Below are 19023 nucleotides of genomic sequence, written 5' to 3'. Positions count from 1 at the left end.
GATATAAAGGCCTGGGAACACCACCGAATGGATATCGACCTCCACCTACACACGACCTTCTCCGACTGCTCGAGCCTGAGTTACGAAACGGTCTGCGAGTACGTCGAGAAGCAAATGCCCCTGGCGATCACGATCACCGACCACGGCAGCGTCAAGGCCTGTGCGCGGCTCAGCCGCGACTTCCCCGAGTTGTGCGTGCTCTGGGGGGTCGAGGTCACGGCCGAGGAGGGCGATTTCCTGATTTTCTCAGAGGACACCGACTACCTGTCCTCTCTCACCGTGTTCCACCGCTCGGTGTGCGATCTGCGCCGCGACGAGCACAACGCAGTGATCTGGGCCCATCCGCGCGTGCCGCAATCCTCGGGCTGGACCGGACCCGACCCGATCTCCAAGGAGATTCTCGAGGTGGCGCGCCACATCGACGGCCTTGAGCTGTACAACGGCACAATGCTGTTCCTGGCGACCATGGGCTCGGTACGGCAGGTCTACTTCGACCGTCTGCAGCAGATCGCCACATCGCAGAAACTGACCTGCACTGCCGGTTCCGACGCCCACGAAAAGGAAAGCTTTTTCAAGTGTTGGACCACTTTCCCCGAATCAGCCGACACTCCGCGCCGGATGATCGATGCGCTGAAGCAGGGCAAGGTTGTTCCGCATTACGACCGCGAACGCTTCGGCGGGCTGCAGATCCAATTGTTGCCCGAGGCCCAACGGATGCTTGGCAACGGATGAAAATCTACGGATTGACCGGAGGCATCGCCTCGGGAAAAAGCACTGCGGCCAAGGTCTTTGCCAAGCTCGGCGCCACGGTGATCGATGCCGACCAGGTGGCGCGCGACGTGATGGCCAAGGGGCAGTCGGCCTTTGATCGGGTCGTGGCCGAGTTCGGCAGCGGAATTGTCGGCCCGGACGGCGAGATCGACCGCCGGCGGCTGCGCGAGCAGATCTTCACCGACCCCGACTCCAAGGCCAAGCTCGACGAGATCTCCCATCCGCTGATTATCGGCAGCATCGTCGGCCGCGTGCGCGACCATTTCGAGCACAGCACCGAGCCGGTGATTGTCGAGGCGGCGCTGCTGATCGAGACCGAGCATCCGTTTCCGCTTAGCGGCTTGATCGTGGTCTATTGCACGCAGCGCAAACAGATCCAGCGACTGATCCAGCGCGACGGTGTGGACGAGCAGCAAGCTCAAGCAGCCCTGGATTCGCAGATGCCGATGAAGGAGAAGCTGGACTACGCCGACTTCGCGATTCGCAACAACGGCAGCCTCGAAGCGTTGCAGCGCCAGGTCGAGCGGCTCTGGCAGACCCTCAAATCACAGCATTGACGGCGTCATTGCCCGCCTGGGTTTAATTCAAACAGCGAATAGCCGCTGTGGCGGGTTTGCAGTAGCGGCTTAAATTCGACGGCGCAGCGGCCAAAGCGCTCGGCCGCCTCATCGTTTCTGCTTATCGCGTAGCGCAGCCGGTGGAGTTGCAACAGCTCTTGGGCGCGATCGCACGACCCGTTGCGCAGCTCGTACTCCACCCCAAATGCGCGCGGGGAGTGGGACGGCGAGATCAGCTCCAGGTCAGTGTAGAGGTACTCCTCGACCCCGCTGGTGAGCACGGCCTCGTCCGCGGCCACGACCTGCTCGGCGGATAGCAGCAGGCTCAGCGCGTCGTTATGCGCATGCGAAACGAGCAGCTCCAGCGGTGCGCGGCGCTCGAACACGGTCAATGCCGATTGGGTCTTGAACAGCGGATCACCATACAACAGCGGATAGATCGCGGGCAGCCCGGCCACGGCCGCGGCCACCAGCAGCGCGCTGAAAATTGTGCTGATCAGCTTTGCGCTGCCTTTGCCCATGCGCAGGAGTGCAGGCTGCGCCAGGGGCAGCACCAGGGGCGTGGCGCACAGCGGCAGCAACGGCAGCAGCAGGCGCGACTGCTGGCTGCCCAGCGACCAGGCAACAAAGCCCAGGGCGCTTGCAAACAACAAACTAACGCTGCCCACGTCGGGCTTGCGCAGGCCCAGCACCAGGGCCCACAGCGGCAGCCAGGCCAATCCCAGGGGCACGCCGCCGAACTTCTCCGGGTGCAACGTCAGGTTCCAGGGCAGCAAGGCGAACCCGGCGGCGTCCTTGCCCATGCCAAACAGGTTGAGCAGCTGGACCTTGATGAAGGTCACCAGGGCCGCGTCCTCGCACCACAGCTCGCAATTGGGCCCGGCTGCGCACCAGGGATGCTGGGCAATGCGAAGCACCGTGCAGCCCGCGCGCCAGGGGTCGATCGCCGCGGGATAGAGCGCGGGCACGCCCAGCAACCAATTCTTCAGCGGCCAAAGCATGAACAGTGCAACGGCCGGCAGCGCCGCCAGCGCCAGGTCGAACAGCGCGATCAAAATCTTGCGCTTGCCGTAATTCAGCCGGGAGCGCCGCAGGGACAGCCCGGCGGCCAGTACGAACAGCGGGGCGACAAAGATCACGGCCGTGACCTTGACGTTCAGCGCCAGTCCGGCGCAGATCCCGGCGAGCAGCAGCACGCCGCGACCGCACTCCAGCTCGCGCAGCAGCACCAGCACCACCGCGGCCCAGACGAACAGGCATAGCATCAGATCGACGTTGGCCGTGGTGCTCGACCAGATCCAGCCCGGGACCGAGACCAGCAGTAGCCCGGCGAGCAGCCCGGCGCGACGGCCGTGCAACGCCGCGCTGAAATCGATCACGCCCATGACCACGACCAGGCCCGCGGCCAGATGCAGCCACTTGGCGGCCAGCGGCGCGCCCAACGACCACAACGGCCAGAACAGCGTCTCGGCCAACAGCGGATAGCCCGCCATGTATAAATCGTAGGGCAGGAAAATCCGCCCCTGCTCGTGCCACAGCCGTGGAAGTTGCAGGTGGTAGGCCAGTGCGTCGGGCTCGATCTCCGGGGTCAGCGCCGCGAGCACGGTCCAGCTGCTGACGATCAAAATACTCAGACCCAACAGCCGATCGAAAAGCGGGCCGCTTGCCAACGCGCCGAGCAGCGGGCCGCGCGATTTATTGGCGCGCACCACCCAACGCAAAGCACGTCCCAGGCTCGGTGCACCCAACGCGGCGAGCACGATCAGCAGCACCAGCGCCGAGCTGCGGCCCACGCCCACAAATAGTCCATAGAACTGGCAGATTAGGCCCCACAGGCCCAGGCCAAGGGCGATGTCGATACTGTTCTGCGCGGGGATCGCCTTTGCAATCATGCGCTTGCGCAGAAAACGTCCGATCCCGGCGCTGCCCAGCAGCACCAGCGCCACCAGGGCGAACCCGCGCAAAATCGCCGGCGCACCCAGATCGCCCAACATTGACAGTCTGATCATCGAGCTTGTCATCAGTGTAAAGAGATTACCCGTACCTCGATGGTTTAACAATTTTTATCAACGCGGATCGTGGTTGCAGTTCCGACAATTTCGCCCTTTCCGCCAAGTCTAAATGCGGTTGATCATTTGCAATGGCTGGGCTTGAATACAAGAAATTGTATCCTCCTGCTCTCTTGAAGTGAAAAGCTAAGCAAAAATTTCTGGAAATAGCCTTTGGGTTGTGCTATGAGCTTATCTCAGGTGGAGGCACCCCCAGTATTTGATCGTTAATTCATCGTACTATGAGGAATACTCATGAATCCGTTCGAGGAAGAGATCGACGAAAGGCAAGACCAAGACAACGAGGAATATTCCAACGAAGCCCAAGGCGAACAGGACGCTTCGTCGGATTTTTCGCCTGACGGACCTCGGACTAAAAGACGATTTCGCATTAAAAAAATCGGGGTCGTCAGCGCCGGTGGGGATTGCCCGGGGATCAATGCAGTGATCCGCGCGGTGGTTAAGACCGCGCAGTATCGCTACAAATGGCGGGTGATCGGCGTGCGCGACGGTTTCGAGGGACTGGTGCGGCGTCCGCGGATCGTCGAACTGACTTATGACAATGTTTCCGGTCTCGAGCGTCGTGGCGGAACCATCCTGGGCACGACCAACCGCGGCAACCCCTTCGCCTGGAAAGAGGAGGAGGATGGTAAGGTTGTGACCGTCGATTACTCAAAGAAGGTGATCGGTACTCTGCGGCGTCAGGACATCGACGCGCTGGTGGTGATCGGCGGCGATGGCACAATGCACATTGCCAATGAATTCGACAAGATCGGCGTGCGCCTGGTGGGCGTTCCCAAGACCATCGACAACGACCTGCCGGCCACGGACGTGACCTTCGGCTTTGACACGGCGATGAATACGGCCGCCGAGGCCATCGACAAGTTGCAGACCACGGCCGAGAGCCATCACCGGGTGATGGTGCTGGAGACCATGGGGCGCTATACGGGTCACATCGCGCTGCACTCCGGGGTGGCAAGCGGCGCAGACATCATCCTGCTCCCCGAGATCCCCTTCGACTACAACGAGATCTGCCGCAAGATCTTCGAGCGCAACCGCCGCGGTCGTCGTTTCTCGATTATCTGCGTGGCCGAGGGCGCACGCGCCAAGAACGGCGAGATGGTGGTGCGCGAGATGGTCAACGACAGCTGCGATCCGGTCCGCCTTGGCGGGATCGGCTCCGAGGTCGCGACCAGGATTCACGAGCTCACCGGGCTGGAAACCCGTTATACTGTTCTGGGACACTTGCAGCGCGGCGGTACGCCCACACCCCACGACCGGGTGTTGTGCACCAGGCTGGGCATGGCCGCGGCGCATGCGGTGGCCGAACGCAAGTGGGGCCGGATGGTGGTAATCCGCGGCACCAAGATCCGCAGCGTCCCGATCGCCGACGCCGTGGGCCACCTGCGCAAGGTTGACCCCGAGTCGGACTTGGTGCAGAACAGTAAACTGATGGGTATCAGCTTCGGAGACTAGACTCACGAACCAAAGATTGCTGACTTTGATCCTGGCGGCCGTGCTGCTCGCGGCGGGTCCGGCCTGCGCCCTGGACCCCTATCAAGTCTACGTCTCCATCGACGCCGAGCCCGACGGCGACGGCAGCGCCGAGCTTCCGTTCGTCTCGATCCAGCAGGGGATCGACGCCTGCGCGGCAGGCGGCACGGTCTATGTGCTGCGCGGCAACTACTACGAGAGCCTGTACATCGACAAGCCGCTGTACCTCTGCGCCGGCGGGATCGACGCGGCGCGCCTGTTTCAGGGCCAGCAGGCCAGCACGATCGCGGGCACCTCGGACGTGACGATCAGCGGCCTGGTGCTGCTGGGCGATCCGGACCTGCCCCAGACATTTGGCACGGCGCTGCACGTGATCGACAGCGACCGAGTGACCGTGCTCAGCTGCAAACTGCCCTACCTCGAGATCGGCGTACTGGCCCAGAACTCCGAAGTTGTGGTGGCCGACTCGATCCTCGAGTTCTCGGACTATTCGCTGATTGCCGACGCCGATAGCTGGATCGGGATGTACTCCAACGTGGCCGTGGGCAACGGCGCCGTGGTCCAGTGCGAGGACGGGGCGTTGGTCGAATATCTGGGCAACGCCGGCAATGAGAACCTGGTGGAGGTCGGTGCGGGATGTTTGGAGGTCGGCAGATGAGGCGATTTACCGAATTGTTAATGATAACCGCGTTGATCGCCTGCCTGGCGCTGTGCGCCTGCGAGGAGGAGCGCGACGAGTTGGACTGCCCGGATCAAGGCGAGCAGGCCCTGAGCGTATCGATCGAGACTCCGGCCAACGGCGTCCGAGCGACCATCGGCGACGAGCTGGCGATCAGCGTGCGCGCCACAGGCCCCTACGACGTGGTGATGATCCAGTGGCACTGCGTGGCGCTGCTCAACGTGCATCCGATGCAGCTCCAGTACGGGCTGGAACGGCTGGCCGTGCCGCTGCGCGACGCGCGGATCGCGGGAACGCTCAACGTCCCGTTCAACCCCAACTTTCGCTACCTGGACATCTACGCCATGGCCGAAGATGCGCGGGGCAACCGCGCCGCAAGCGTGGTCCGCGTCTGGGTCGACCGCTACAACCCCTGATTCCGATCAGAGCCTGCTCTTGGGCGAGAAGCTTTTAATCAGCTTGAATAATCCCGCACTGCGCTGCTTGCCAATATTGACGCCGGTGAGGAACGCCAGGCCGCGCTTGAGCGAGTCGTACAGCTCGCGGTTGTAGGGGTACCACCAGGGCTTCTTCATTTTAAAGAAGCGATCCGACGCCACGTGCAGCGGCCGCGCCATCTCCAGCAGTCCGTCGCGACCGTGGGTCCGGCCGTAGCCCGAGTCCTTGATTCCGCCCCAGGGCGTCTCAGCCAAGCCGTAGGTGTAGAGGCTGTCGTTGAGGGTCACGGTCCCGGCCCGCAGCTTGCGGGCGATGCCTTTGCCGCGCGCGATATCCGCGGTCCAGACACTGGCCGAGAGGCCGAAGGGCGAGTCGTTGGCCAGCTCGATTGCCTGCTCCACATCGGTAAAACGCATGATCGGCAGCAGCGGGCCGAAGGTCTCCTCGGCCATGACCGGCATTGTGTGATCCACGTCGATGATAATCGTCGGCGGAAAAAAGCGCCCGCCCTCGATCTGTGGCGAGTCCCCGCCGCAGAGCACCGTGGCTCCGGCGGCCCGCGCCTGCTCGACCTGCTGCTCGATGATTCGCAATTGGCCGCTGCTGGTGATCGCGCCCACGTCCGTGTCGAAATCGCGGTCCGGCCCCACCCGCAGGCTGCGCGCCTTTTTCGTGATCAGCTCGACGAACGGCTCGAAGATCGAGTCGTGTACGTACACGCGCTCGATGCTCGCGCAGGTTTGGCCCGCGTTGGCCATGGCGCCCCAGAGAATGCCGCTGGTGGCCGCCTCGAGGTCCGCGTCCTCAAGCACGATCGCCGGGTCCTTGCCACCCAGCTCGAGGGTCAGCGGGATCAGCTTGTCCGCGGCCAGCCGCGCCACGTGGCGGCCGATCTCCACCGAGCCGGTGAACACCAGCCGATCCACGCGTTGCTCGATGAGCACCTCGCCCAAAGGTCCGGGCCCCTGGATTACGCTCAGCACGTCCGCGGGCAATCCGGCCGCGGCCCAGATCTCGTTGATCATCTCGCCGATCAGCGGCGTGGACGAGCTGGGCTTGAGCACCACCGCGTTGCCCGCCACCAGCGCCGCGCTGAGCTGGGTCATGGGGATGCCGAAAGGGTAGTTCCAGGGCGAGATGATGCCGATCACTCCCCAGGGCAAATAGTGGATCGTGCTGGTCTTGCCCGCCAGTCCCCAGAGGAACATCGAGATCGGCTCGTCCGAGAGAATGCGCCGGGCGTTGTCCGCCAGATGTTTGATCGTGTACATCGCGGGGGTGATTTCCGCGCTCACCGCCTCGACCCGCGACTTGCCGTTCTCATCCGAGATCAGCTTGGCAATGCGGTCGAAGTGCTTGTAGATGTAGTCGTTGGCAGCCTTGAGCACCTTTTCGCGCTCGCGAAAGTCGGTCTCGCCCCACTGCCGGGCCGCCACGCGCGCCGACTCGATAGCCTGGGCCGCCTGCTCGCGCGATGTGATCGGCACCTCGCCTAAAATCTCGCCAGTGGACGGGCTGCGTGAGAGGATTATATTTTTAGGGTCCGCATCCTTGGGATTGCTCTGCATAGTGCCCTCCAATCTTGGATAGGATCTTCGCAGAGCATCGCAAGGCAGCTTATGACGTAGCTCGTATTGCGGGCCGGTTGTTGCAGGTTGCAAAGGCTCTTGTGGAATGTCTAACTAATCGACGCAGGGCTTGCATGACTTGTACACTTAGCAACTAAGTCTATTAAGGGTTGGACCATGACCGACAAATATCAGCCCCCGATTTCCAAAGAAGAAGCAATCGCCATGCTTCAGGAAAGCCGGGTCAAGGAATGGAACGAACTTCGCAAGGAAAACCCTAGATGGTTTCCGCACCTCAAGGGCGCTATCCTCAATGATGCACACCTCAAGGGCGCTGACCTCAGCGAGGCACACCTCGAGGGCGCTAACCTCTTTGAGGCACACCTCGAGGGTGCTAACTTCAGCAGGGCACACCTCAATGGCGCTTACCTCATTGGGGCGCATCTCGAGAAAACCAACCTTGTAGGGGCGCATCTCGAGGGAGCTAAACTCTTGGGGGCGCAGCTCCAGGGCGCTGCCCTCTCTGGGGCGCATCTCAAGGGCGCTTTCCTAAATGGGGCACACCTCGATGGAGCTGACCTCATTGGGTCACACCTCAAGGGCGCTTACCTCGGCTTCGCGAACCTGGAAAAAGCCAATGTTGCTGGGGTTACTTTTAATCGAAAAACGAGGTGCAGAGGCATTCGTGTCGAGGGTTGCTACGGCAGTCAGCGTTTCAAGCGCTTTGCCCAGGACCAGGATTATCTTGAAGAGCTACAGGAGACGAAGAGGGAAAAAGTCCTCTACTATCCCTGGCTGATATTCGCTGACTGCGGGAGGTTTCTCTGGCTCTTGCTTGGCTTATGTATTGTCCTACCTATTGGCTTCGGATTCTTATTCTATGACTTTCTGCCGCCTGGCTCATTTGATGCTGAGCCTTTGCCTTGGACCCGATTCAGCGTCATGCACTACAGCTTTTTCACTTTCGTACCCATTGGTTCCAGCAACCTAGTTCCCCACACAAACGTCGCGGCCACAGCAGTGAATATAGAAATGTTACTGGGCTACGTGATGCTCGTTATCCTGATCCCGGCCTTCGTCAGCAAGTTGGCTCGCAGAAGCTAATTCGATTCTACCTATCGAGGTACGTCCGATAGCATGGCCTCGGGTGCGCCTGATTCCAGGGTCAGCTCGGGCACGTGCAAGGTTTGGGTCGGGAAGGCGAACTCCAGGCCGAGTTCGTGGGTCACGCGCATCAGCCGCAGTAGGAACTCCTGTTTGGCCTGCATATGCTCGGCCCAGTTGGTGGTCACGGTAAAGCAGTAGATAAAGATGTTCAGCGAGCTTGAGGCCAGCTCCTCGAAGTTCACCAAATAGAAGTCGTGGTGCAGGTTGGGGTCGGACTCGATGGCCTCGCGGATCTTGAGCACCGCGGCCTCCATCTGCTCGGGCGTGGTGTCGTAGGTCAGGCCCACGCGCATCTTAATTCGGCGTTTTTTCATCCGCGACCAGTTGTTGATGGCGGTGGTGGTCAGCTGGGAGTTGGGAATCGTAATCAGGCTGTTGGCAAAGGTGCGAATGCGGGTCACGCGCAGGCCGACCTCCTCGACAGTCCCCTCCACCGAGCCGATCTCGACCCAGTCGCCCACGGCGAAGGGCCGATCCACGAAGATCACGATCGAGCCAAAGAGGTTGGCCAAAGTGTCTTTGGAGGCCAGGGCGATGGCCGCGGTGCCGATGCCAAGTCCCGCGAGCAGCGAGGTCACGGAGTAGCCCAGGTGTTGCAGGATCATCACCAGTCCGATCACGACCAGGAACGCCTTGAGGCTTTTACGCAGGATCGGCACGAACTGGTTGTCGAACTTGCTCTCGGTCTTTTCGGCGCGCTCCTCCCAGTAGCTCATCAGCCCGTCGGAGAGGCGCACCAGGAACCAGATCACCAGCAGGGTCGAGGCGGCGCGCAGCACGGCGTAGGCAAAGCGCTCGATGTTCAACGGCTCGGTGGGCAGCGGCAAGATCACCACCGCCAGGGCCAGGCCGCCGAGCACGCAGGCCGTTCCCAACGGGCGCTCGAGTGCGGTGATCACGATGTCGTCGATGCGCACCGTGGTTTTGTCGGCCACCCAGCGCGCCTTGCCCAGCACCGCGACCACGACCCGCTTGAGCACGTAGCCCAGCAAGATCAGCCCGAAGGCCGCCAAATATTGCCAGGCCGCGATCCCCATGAATTCGTATTTGACGTATTCCAGGATCATCGCCATTAGTCCGTTGGCCGCGTTGGTTTCCATCTAGCTCCTCTACGGTTATCCAGGCACAGGGCTGAAACTTCCAGATCGACCCGGCGATGTCAATCCCGCTTGCTCTGGAATTCGCCCCATGATAAACGGAGGCTTCACATCCGCGTGGAGGATTGTTCGATGATTATTTCGAGACGCACTGCCTGGACCCTGTCGATCGCCCTGTGCCTGGCGATGGTCGCCACGGCCGCTGTCGCGGGCGAGCTGGAGTCCAAGTTCAAGCCGGGCGACAAGCTTGGCTACGTACAGACGATGAACCTACAGATGAGCCTGACGATGTTCGGCTCTTCGCTTGGCGACGCGCAGACCAAGCGCACCATCGAGTTCGACCGCGAGGTGCTCAAGCCCAACGATCAGAAACGACGTCGGATTCAGATCACAGTGCGCTCGGTGCAGCTCGAGGAGACAAGCCAGGGCGAGCCGGCCAAGACCTACAGCACCATTTCCGGCGATGAGCCCGGCGCTCCGGAGCAACAGCTCTATGCCGCGCTGGTCAATAAGCCGGTGGTCGTTGTGCTGGACAACAAGAACAACGTGGTGCAGGTCGACGGACGCGAAGCGTTGGTCGAGTCGGTTCAGTCCAAGATCTCGACGCCCGAAGATAAGCAGGCCGTGGCCGGTGAGTTCGACAGCCTGTTCTCCGATACCACCGATATCGGCGCGCTAGTCAACATCCGCGACCTGGACCCGCAAAAGAAGGTCAAACCCGGTGACTCCTGGGAGAAGATCTGGGGCGGAGAGGTGGTCGACGCCGATACAATGCCGGCCCAAATCACGCTTAAATCGCGCGAGGGCGACCTGGCCAAGCTCGAGTACGCGGTCAAGACCGACGATCTGCGCAAGACCCTGGAGCAGCCGGCCAATCCCGGAGATCCGCCGACCAAGGTCGACCGGCTCAAGGTCGAGGGCAACATCGACTTCAACACCAATAGCGGCACCGTGGTGCGCTCCGAGGACCTGATCGATATGGCGATGTCCATGGGCGAAGAGGGTCAGGCAACGATGTCGATGGCGATTACGGCCACGATCATACTGCAGGTCAAATAGCTGCCTGCCGTCGATTGCACCGCCCGTGCTGTAGTCGAAGCTTCGTGAATAATACGGGCTAAGATGAAACGCAAACCGTGCTTCAGATGGGGATCGATTGTCCTCGCCGCGCTGTGGGCGGCTTGGCTGATTCCCGGCTGCGCCCAGGGCGTGCGGCTGACCTATGATCCCGACCCGGGACGGCCGCTGGAATACCGCGCCCAGGAGCGGATCAGCGGGGTCGGCTCGATCCAGGGCGTGCCCCACCAGTTCGTCGAGAGCCACACGCTTTACTACCGGCTGGAGCACCTCAAATCCGAGCAACGCGGCCCGCGGCTGATGCGTCTGACCTGTAGCCGGTTCATCAGCGAAAACGATCTGCCCAGCAGACCGCGGCGCAGCTTCGACAGTCAAGACGAAGATCTCCTGGCGCGCGAGGCCTACGCGCCGATGACCATGCTGCTCCAGCGGCCGGTCACCATCGCCCTAAACGACGACGGCTCAATCGAGCTGGTCGACGGGATCGACGGGGCGGCCCGCAGCATTGCCCAGGCATTGGGCGAGGGGCCCCAGGCCGACGAGCTGGCAAAGCGGTTGGCCGATGTGCTGCGCTCGGACTTCCTGCTGCGGCTGCTGCATCTGCGCTTTCCGCCGCTTCCCGCGGGCCGGGTCTCGCCCGGCCGCAGCTGGCACGCGAACCGCACGTGGAGCGATCCGCTGCTGGGCGATCTGGAGCTGCGCACGCGCTATACCCTCGAGCGGCTCGAGGGCCGACACGACTCGCTGGCGATCATCAGCTTCTCCGCCGATATCGCGCCCTTGATCGATGAACTCGAGTTTCCGGCCAACGACCTGCACGGAGTTAAGTACGAGGTCGAAGTCGGCTCCCTGGCCGGGACGATGGTCCTGGACCGCCACGAGGGAGTTGTGGTCTCGATCGAATCGACCACCCAGGTCCGGCTGACCTTTGAGCACGAGGGCGAACCGCGCCGCGTGGGCCTGGCCTTCGAGCGCAGTCTGAGCACCGAGACGGTGCATTAGCTCGCTTGAAACCCCAGTCCGGATTATTCATGATGATTTATCAATCAGGCAGCTTGGCGCTGCGGCAAAGCACGCGAGCGGACAGTAGTCATTGTTCAATGATGCTCTGCGCGACGCGGAGTGGATTTTTAGTAAACGACCATAGAGATACGCGAGTTTTGCAACGGCTCAAAGCCGCATAGAGGAACCAACCATGAGACGTAAACGAGCCTCAGCTTTGACTCTCGCGATATCAAGCGCCCTGGCGGTGCTGCTGGCTTGTACGGTGGTTGCGGCCCAGGACGAGATTCGCGATTACGCCAACGAGTCGTACTGTCTGATCCTGACCCAGGACCGCGCGGAGCGCGACGCCTTAACGCACATGGGACTGATCGTCGACGGGGCCGACGAGTTCGGGCTCAAGGCGTTTCTCAATCCGCAGGAGATCGACGAGCTCGAGGCCCTGGGCTACGAGATCGAGGTGCTGCAAACACCGCAGCAGCTCTCCTCGCCCAAGCCCGACGGGTATTACGACTACAGCTCGATGGCCGCGCTGCTTGGCAACCTGGCCGACGGCTACCCCGCGCTGACGCAGCTTTTCAGCATCGGCCAGAGCGTGGATGGCCGCGAGTTGTGGGTGATTAAAATCAGCGACAACGCCGATACCAACGAGCCCGAGCCCGAGGTCTGGTTCGATGGCGGAATCCACGGCGACGAATGGAGCAGCTTTGAGGCGGTGATCAACCTCGCCAACCATCTGCTCAGCACGTACGACAGCGACGCGAGCGTACAGCAGCTGGTCGACGGGTTCGAGATCTACATCATGCCGATGCTCAACCCCGACGGCTGCACCGCGAGCACACGCTACAACTCCCACGGCAAAGATCTGAACCGTTCGTTCCCGATCTTCTACGAGGGCTCGGGAGTCGGCGGCAGCGAACCCGAATTGCAGGCGGTGACCGAGTTCTTCCTCGAGCACGCCCTGACCTTCGGCGCGAACTATCATTCGGGTGCAGAGACGATCAACTACCCGATGGATTCCCAACCCCAACTCGCGCCGGACGACACCACGCTGAGCGGGCTTGCATCTGTCTACGGCAGCGCCGCGAGCTATCCGATCACCAACGGCTACGATTGGTACGAGGTGCAGGGCATCAGCGAGGAGACCTACTATCTGGCCGGCGGCGCCATGGCGTTCATCGTCGAGGTCAGCAGCACCAAGACGCCGTCGTACTCGCAGATTCCGAGCTACAATGCGCGCAATCTCAGCGGCCAACTGGCGCTGCTCGATGTGCTCGACCAGGGGCTGAGCGGCACGGTGGTCGACGCGGCCTCGGGCGCGCCGCTGTTCGCCATGTTGCGCATCGCCCAGGAGGGTTGGGCGTTCTACAGCGATTCGGATCTTGGCGACTTCCACCGCTACATCCGCGCCGGTGATTGGACCGTGGTCGCCTGGGCCAACGGCTACGCCCCGGCCACATCCTCCGCGCAGGTGTTCGACGGATCCAAAGAGGAACTCAGCTTTGAGCTGGTGCCGGCGGCGACTCCCGAATATTACGCCATGCGCGTGATCGCCAACGACCGCGCCGATGGCTGGACCCACGCCAATCCCTCGATGCCCCTGACCGCCCTGGGTGCGCCCGATGGCTATGCCTACTCCATCGGCAACGACGGCTACGTGGTGCTCGACATGGGCCTTGGTACGCCGATCGTCGATTCGGCCGGGGCCGACGTGCAGATCGTCGAGTCCGGCTCCGACCCGGAGGGAGCTGCGATCTTCGTTGCCGAGCATTGGCTGGGGCCCTGGCAGGTGATCGGCGTGGCCGACGGCACTACCGACCTCGACATCTCGCCCTCGGGCCTGTCCGAGGCGCGCTACATCAAGATCGAGGACGACGGCAGCGGCGGCAGCGGAGCGACCCCGGGCTTCGATCTCGACGCGGTAGTGGTTACGGTCCCCTGCGAGGCGCCGGTCGTCGACTTCAGCGCCGACGTGACCCAGGGAGCCGCGCCGCTGAGCGTAAACTTCAGCTCAGCGATCGATGTGCTGCCCGGCTGCCTGCTGGGGCAGTACTGGGAGTTCGGCGACGGCGGCTCGTCCACCGAGAACTCGCCGACCTACATCTTCAATACGCCGGGCATCTACACGGTTTCACTCACCGGCCTGGGCGTGGCCGGTGAGAACGTCGAAACCAAAGCCGACTACATCGTGATCACCGGCGGCGATGACGACGACGACGATGACGATAGTGCGGGCGACGACGACGATGACGACGCGTGCTGCGGCTGAGCAGCGCCGTTCGATTAAGGAGGAAAGGCGGATGGAACAGCGCGATCAAGAGGGCGGCCGGACCGGCAAACTCGCTCTTGCGGCGATGATCGTCTATACGCTATTGTTATGTTTCGCCACGGCCGACGATATCCTCGGCTGGGGGCTGCTGGCCGGGTTTTTCCGTTAGAGTGTCGGCCGACTAAACAAGGAGAAAGACCATGATCGGCAATTTGGGCATGGGCGAGCTGGTAATTATTATGGCCATCGTGCTGATCATCTTTGGCGTGGGCAAGCTGCCTGAGATCGGCGCCGGCCTGGGCAAGGGCATCCGCGAGTTTCGCAAGGCCAACCATGACGAGATCGACGTGACGCCTAAAGATAAACAGCTCAAAGACGAAGACAAGGCAGAGTAGCCGCCGCCTGACGCACCTGCGACCAAGACCGCACCGGCCGGGACCGACATCCCAGCAGGTGCGGTTTTTGTTTGGGCACCTTGGAGGCGGCTTGGAGCCGCGGCAAGGCTCGCGCAGTACGCCGGTCTTGATGCAACGATCCACCCCGCGACTAAGCATCGGGGAGGGATAATAATGTTGAATAACATTATTAGGTGAAGGCTCGCGGGGTATTGGCTCGAGATTAATTAAAACAATTCACCTTGCCGCCCCATCCAACGCGAGCGGCTCTGAGTCGGCACAAATCTCGTGTATTACGTTTGTCGGTTACCTACGATCCACTCCGCGACGCGGAAAATATCGTAGAGCAACGCGCAAGGTTCGCTTGCGAGTTTTGGTGCAGCTCATAGCTGCTTTATTTGATCTCGAATTTGGCGAACACGCCGAAGTGGTCCGAGCTCATCGTGCCGTTGCGCGGCTGGTCGGCGAACAGGCCGGACTCGCGCGGCTCGAGCAGCGAGCCGGTGGAGCGCGTGAAGATGTAGTCCAGCCGCCGTCGCTGATGAACCAGCGTCTGCCCCAGGTGCGCGAAGATCAGCCCCTCGCCGTCGCTGGGCGGCTTGAAATCGCTGACGAACAGCGTGTTGGAATTGCGCTGGGGGTCCCAGGTGTAAAGCAGGTTCTGCGGGTCGCTATCGTCAGTGACCGAGGCGAAGCCCAGATGGCTTTTCAGCCACGTGAGCTCGGGGGCATCGGGCGAGGCGTTGAAGTCGCCGGCAAACAGTACGGGCGTGGACTGGTCGAGACCGGCGTCCGCGGCGCAGTCCAAGGCGCGCTCGATCTCGCTACGCCTGCGCTGCGAGGCCAGGGCCACCTCGGCCAGCGCAGCGTCGGCCTGCTCGCGCGTGATCGTTCCTTTATCGACCAGCTCATCCAACCCCTGCCGCACCTGCTGGTCGATCTCCATCCCGTGGTGCAGATGGGTGTTGATCAGCATCAGTTCGCGGCCGTTGATCTCGACGCGGGCGACCAGCGCGTAGCGGAACTCCCCGGTCTGGATCGAGAGCCACGGGCCGCAACGCCCGGTCGATCCCGAGAGTTTGCAGCCGTCGAGCTTCTCAAGATGCAACTGTGGGGCGGCCAAGATCGCCAGGCCCGAGCGCAGGTTGATCGGCGGCCCCAGAGAACCGATCTTGATTCCGGAGTTGCCCACCTGGAACACGCGCTGCATGCCCAGCTCGTCGGCGATCCGCGCCGAGAGGCCCGGCACCGGGTTGACCTCCTGCAGAAAGATCAGGTCCGGCTGTAGGGCCCGCGCCTGGGCCAGGAATCCCTCGAGCCGCAGCTCACGCTCGGCCGGAGTCTCGAACTCGTCGAACTTAAGCAGCCCTACGGGATTGAGCCCGTGCCAGAGGTTGTAGTCGATCACGGTCAATGTACGGTCCATCTCTCCCCCGTCCGGCGGCGACGCGCACCCGACCGGCAGCAGCGACAATGCCAGCGCCAGGGCCGCAACGCCGAGGCTGAAGCGCATCAGTCCTCCTCGGCCGCGATCTGCGGCACGATCAGCGTGGCGTCGATCTTGGCGTAGGCGCGGCGCAGACGTTCCAGGCGCTGTGGGTCGCCATCGAACGCGCCGATCACCGCGCCGCCCGATCCGGCGAACTTGGGATGCGCGCCCAGCTCGCGGCCAATGTTGATCAACTGCATATCGCCCGGGCCGATATTGCACAGCGCGGCGCGCAAATCGAAGTTCTCATCCATCAGCGACCCGAGCTCGTCGCCGCGCCCGTGTTCGAGCAGCTCTCGTGCGCGTACGGCCAACTCAGCCAGTTGAGCGACTTTCGCGAGCATTTCCGGCTCTCCGCGTTCAAAGCGCGCGCGCAACGGGTTGTGCGTGAACTCGCTGCCCTTGGCCAAGCCCTCGTTGTAGGCCAGGTAAAGCGGCGGCAGGGCCGCGGGGTCCAGCGGCACGTAGTCGCCCAAGCCCCGACCTTCAACCAGCTCGCGGCCGAGGTCCATGAACACCAGTCCCTCGTAGACCTGGATCACGCGGTCCATCAGCCCCGCGCCGATGCCCAGCTCCTCGCGCTCGACGCTCAGGATCAGCGAGGGCAGCAGCTCGCGCTCGATCTCGACGTTGTAGAAGCGCATCAGTGCGCGCATCGCGGCGGTGATGATTGCGCTGGATCCGGCCAGTCCGACCTGCACCGGGATCGTGGTGCAATAGCTGATGGTGAAGCAATCCGGGCGCAGCTCTATCCCCCGGGCAATGCAGTGCTCGGCAAAGAGCTTGATCGTCGCCTTGAGCAGTCGCACGCCGCCGTAATAACCGTGTTCGCGCACGCCGCGCACTAGCTGCTGCACGTTGTCGAACTCGAGCAGGTCTTGACGCTGGGGCGCGATGCACAGCCGCGCGCTGGGCTCGATGGTCGCCTGCGCGCTGAAATTGCGCACGCTCAACGCGAGCGCCTTGCCGCAATAGCCGTCGCCGGGGTTGCCCATCAGCCCGGCGCGGGAAAAGGCTTGGGTCACGATTTTCATCACTCATCTCGCACGATCAGCGGCAGCACGATCCGTGAGGCAAGCTTTGGGGCGGTATGCACCGTAAGCAGCGACGGATCTCCGGGCAGCGGCCGAAAGTGGTCGGCGTCAGCCCCGGCCACGGCGATGCGCAGGCTGTGGCCGCGTTTGAACAGGTAGGAGGTCGGCTGCAGGTCGAAGATCAGCTCGGTCGGCTCGCCAGGCTCCAGCGGTATGGCGTCGGCGCGCAGAAAGCTGTGGCACGGCGCGGGCGTGGTGTAGAGCGGCTCGTCGCACAGCTTGCGGTGCGAGGCGCGCAGCATGCCCTCGCTGACGTAGCCCACGCGCCCCGCGGGGTCCACGTCTTCAAGGTAGATGAACACGTCGGCGTCGGTCTTGGAGCTGCTGATGTAGAGGTGGACCAGTGGATGGCCGGTTACCTCCAGCGTTTGATCGAGCGGCGCGCTTTGAAACACCAGCAGACGCCGATCGGCCTTGCGGCGGTCGGGGTAGCGCACGGCCATGCCCAAGGCCAGGCTGTTCCAGCGGGCGTAGCCTCCGGTACCGGCCTTGGGGTCCACCGCGTACTCCACGCTTTGCACCTGGTCGGGGGGCGCAAAATCGAGGGTCCCGTCGGCGCGCAGATACAGCGCAACGGGCTGCGCCTCGGGCGGCGGCCAGGTATCGGCCGCGTGCCAAGTGTCCTCGCCCATGGTGTAGTAGTGCACCGGCTGCTCGTCGTAGATTCCGGTGTCGATCCCCTTGAGGTGATAGTCGAAGAAGCGGGCCAGCTCGGCCATGTGATCGAAGTTCGAGCGATAGGGCCGCTGGAATTGCCGCACGTGATCGTCGCCGCCGTGATCCCAGGGCCCGAGGATCAGCCGATCCTGGGGTCGTTGGCCCATGGTCAGGTAGCGCTTGATGGCCGAGTGCGCATATCCGCCGTCGAACCATCCGCTGTAGTTGTAGATCGCGGCTTCCGATTCGGCGATCTGCCCAAGATAATGATGCGGGCTGAAGCTGTCGATGTGCAAACCGCCGTTGCTCACGTCGTCGCGATAGAAAATCTGCGCGGCCTCTTCGTGTACATGGTAGTTGGTCGCGTGTTCGGCAACGGCCTGTTCGAGCAACACGCGGTCATGATCGTCGTCCACCGGCGAGACGCCGCTGGTGAACAGCGGCGCGAACCATGCGGCCTGCGACAGGTCGTTGGCGTCCATCGCCAGGTTGCCGCGCTGCCAGATCTGGGTGAACCACCAGAGGTGAATTCCGCCGGGAAACGCGATGTCGGCGTAAGCGTCGTACAGCGCGTACATCGGGGCTGCGGCCTTAACCGCCGGGTGGCGGTTGACCAGCAGCATCTCGGCGGCGGTTCCCTCGTAGGATCCACCCACCGCGCCGACCAAGCCGTTGGACCACGGCTGCTCAATGATCCAGTCCACGACCTGGGCGCCGTCCGTCACCTCGTCGGCCGACCACGGGCAGGGGCGTGTGCCGAACGAGGCTCCGCTGCCCCGGGCGTCCACGCGCACCACGGCGTATCCGAGTCCGACAATTTGCAGGATCTCCTCGGGCGGCATCAGCAGTTCGTTGTAGGGCGGGTAGAGCTCGAGGTGGCGCAAATAGCGCGTCTGGTTAAGCAGCGTGGGCAGCTTCTCGCCGGGCTCGAGGTTCGCGGGCAGGTAGACGTCAACGGCGATACGCACGCCGTCGCGCATGGTCAGGTACAGCGAGCTGCGCACGACGCGGCCGGCCTCGGTCGCTTCCCGCTGCTGCGCATCGTCAAGGTACCAATTGCGATCCAGCCGGGCCTTGGCCGGGCGCGATCCCGCGCAGGCCCAAGCTGTGCAGACCAGGGCCGCGATCAGCAGCAGGATCGCCGGCAATCCAAGGTTCAAGTTTCGTGTTCTACGCATGATTGGTTCTCGACGTTGAAATTGGCTGTGAACGGCCGGGCCG

17 protein-coding genes are annotated in these 19023 nt (G+C 62.7%); 11 read left to right on the top strand and 6 right to left on the bottom strand.

Annotated elements, in window-relative coordinates:
• Window positions 1-27 precede the first annotated feature (27 nt).
• Together P9M14_11400 and coaE are read left to right on the top strand one after the other, a co-directional pair.
• The gene (locus P9M14_11400) at window positions 28-732 is read left to right on the top strand and encodes a PHP-associated domain-containing protein (GenBank protein MDP8256345.1); all 705 of its coding nucleotides are present in this window, start codon (window positions 28-30) and stop codon (window positions 730-732) included.
• The gene (gene coaE, locus P9M14_11395; GenBank protein MDP8256344.1) at window positions 729-1328 is read left to right on the top strand and encodes a dephospho-CoA kinase; all 600 of its coding nucleotides are present in this window, start codon (window positions 729-731) and stop codon (window positions 1326-1328) included. Before P9M14_11400 ends, coaE begins: the two co-directional genes overlap by 4 nt.
• Before the next feature lie 5 nt (window positions 1329-1333).
• Here coaE and P9M14_11390 read toward each other — a convergent pair whose 3' ends face one another.
• Window positions 1334-3337, bottom strand: a complete 2004-nt coding sequence (locus P9M14_11390) for a glycosyltransferase family 39 protein (protein ID MDP8256343.1) — start codon at window positions 3335-3337, stop codon at window positions 1334-1336.
• Between the two features lie 294 nt (window positions 3338-3631).
• Here P9M14_11390 and P9M14_11385 point away from each other — a divergent pair, with 294 nt between their 5' ends.
• Genes P9M14_11385 through P9M14_11375 form a run of 3 tightly spaced genes read left to right on the top strand, consistent with a single transcriptional unit; the run spans window position 3632 to window position 5965 of the window.
• Window positions 3632-4852 (top strand): ATP-dependent 6-phosphofructokinase, encoded by a 1221-nt coding sequence (locus tag P9M14_11385; GenBank protein ID MDP8256342.1) that lies wholly within the window; start codon window positions 3632-3634, stop codon window positions 4850-4852.
• Window positions 4853-4868: 16 nt separating this feature from the next.
• Entirely contained in the window at window positions 4869-5528 is a 660-nt protein-coding gene (locus tag P9M14_11380; GenBank protein MDP8256341.1) for a hypothetical protein, read from the top strand.
• A complete protein-coding gene (locus tag P9M14_11375) occupies window positions 5525-5965 on the top strand; it encodes a hypothetical protein (GenBank protein MDP8256340.1) in 441 nt (146 codons plus the stop codon). The genes P9M14_11380 and P9M14_11375 overlap by 4 nt, the downstream gene beginning before the upstream one ends.
• Before the next feature lie 6 nt (window positions 5966-5971).
• Here the strand turns inward: P9M14_11375 and P9M14_11370 are convergent, their stop codons facing one another.
• On the bottom strand, window positions 5972-7555 hold the full coding sequence (locus P9M14_11370; protein ID MDP8256339.1) for an aldehyde dehydrogenase family protein: 1584 nt from the start codon (window positions 7553-7555) through the stop codon (window positions 5972-5974).
• 177 nt (window positions 7556-7732) lie between these two features.
• On the opposite strand from P9M14_11370, the gene P9M14_11365 reads away from it, so the two are divergent.
• On the top strand, window positions 7733-8659 hold the full coding sequence (locus P9M14_11365; protein MDP8256338.1) for a pentapeptide repeat-containing protein: 927 nt from the start codon (window positions 7733-7735) through the stop codon (window positions 8657-8659).
• Between the two features lie 11 nt (window positions 8660-8670).
• Here the strand turns inward: P9M14_11365 and P9M14_11360 are convergent, their stop codons facing one another.
• Window positions 8671-9822: a mechanosensitive ion channel family protein gene (locus tag P9M14_11360; protein ID MDP8256337.1), complete on the bottom strand. Its 1152-nt coding sequence runs from the start codon at window positions 9820-9822 to the stop codon at window positions 8671-8673.
• 129 nt (window positions 9823-9951) lie between these two features.
• Here P9M14_11360 and P9M14_11355 point away from each other — a divergent pair, with 129 nt between their 5' ends.
• The 5 genes from P9M14_11355 (at window position 9952) to P9M14_11335 (ending at window position 14562) form a co-directional block, all read left to right on the top strand.
• A complete protein-coding gene (locus P9M14_11355; GenBank protein MDP8256336.1) occupies window positions 9952-10878 on the top strand; it encodes a DUF6263 family protein in 927 nt (308 codons plus the stop codon).
• A 63-nt stretch (window positions 10879-10941) separates the two neighbouring features.
• Entirely contained in the window at window positions 10942-11898 is a 957-nt protein-coding gene (locus P9M14_11350) for a DUF6263 family protein (GenBank protein ID MDP8256335.1), read from the top strand.
• Window positions 11899-12091: 193 nt separating this feature from the next.
• Window positions 12092-14167, top strand: a complete 2076-nt coding sequence (locus P9M14_11345; GenBank protein ID MDP8256334.1) for a M14 family zinc carboxypeptidase — start codon at window positions 12092-12094, stop codon at window positions 14165-14167.
• Window positions 14168-14198: 31 nt separating this feature from the next.
• Window positions 14199-14336, top strand: coding sequence for a hypothetical protein (locus P9M14_11340; GenBank protein MDP8256333.1), 138 nt, complete (start codon window positions 14199-14201; stop codon window positions 14334-14336).
• Between the two features lie 31 nt (window positions 14337-14367).
• Entirely contained in the window at window positions 14368-14562 is a 195-nt protein-coding gene (locus tag P9M14_11335; GenBank protein MDP8256332.1) for a twin-arginine translocase TatA/TatE family subunit, read from the top strand.
• Window positions 14563-14956: 394 nt separating this feature from the next.
• Here P9M14_11335 and P9M14_11330 read toward each other — a convergent pair whose 3' ends face one another.
• From P9M14_11330 to P9M14_11320, 3 genes are read right to left on the bottom strand one after another with little or no spacing between them, the layout of a single operon-like run.
• A complete protein-coding gene (locus P9M14_11330; protein ID MDP8256331.1) occupies window positions 14957-16075 on the bottom strand; it encodes an endonuclease/exonuclease/phosphatase family protein in 1119 nt (372 codons plus the stop codon).
• Window positions 16075-17085: a hypothetical protein gene (locus P9M14_11325; protein MDP8256330.1), complete on the bottom strand. Its 1011-nt coding sequence runs from the start codon at window positions 17083-17085 to the stop codon at window positions 16075-16077. Before P9M14_11325 ends, P9M14_11330 begins: the two co-directional genes overlap by 1 nt.
• Window positions 17085-18980 carry a CocE/NonD family hydrolase gene (locus tag P9M14_11320; GenBank protein ID MDP8256329.1) on the bottom strand — a complete coding sequence of 632 codons (1896 nt, stop codon included), beginning with the start codon at window positions 18978-18980 and terminating at the stop codon, window positions 17085-17087. The genes P9M14_11325 and P9M14_11320 overlap by 1 nt, the downstream gene beginning before the upstream one ends.
• Window positions 18981-19023: the final 43 nt, after the last annotated feature.

This window comes from Candidatus Alcyoniella australis, from assembly GCA_030765605.1.
Taxonomy (GTDB): domain Bacteria; phylum Lernaellota; class Lernaellaia; order JAVCCG01; family Alcyoniellaceae; genus Alcyoniella; species Alcyoniella australis.
The sequence above is the reverse complement of the archived record's forward strand: the minus strand, read 5'-3'. Positions and strand labels throughout refer to the sequence as shown.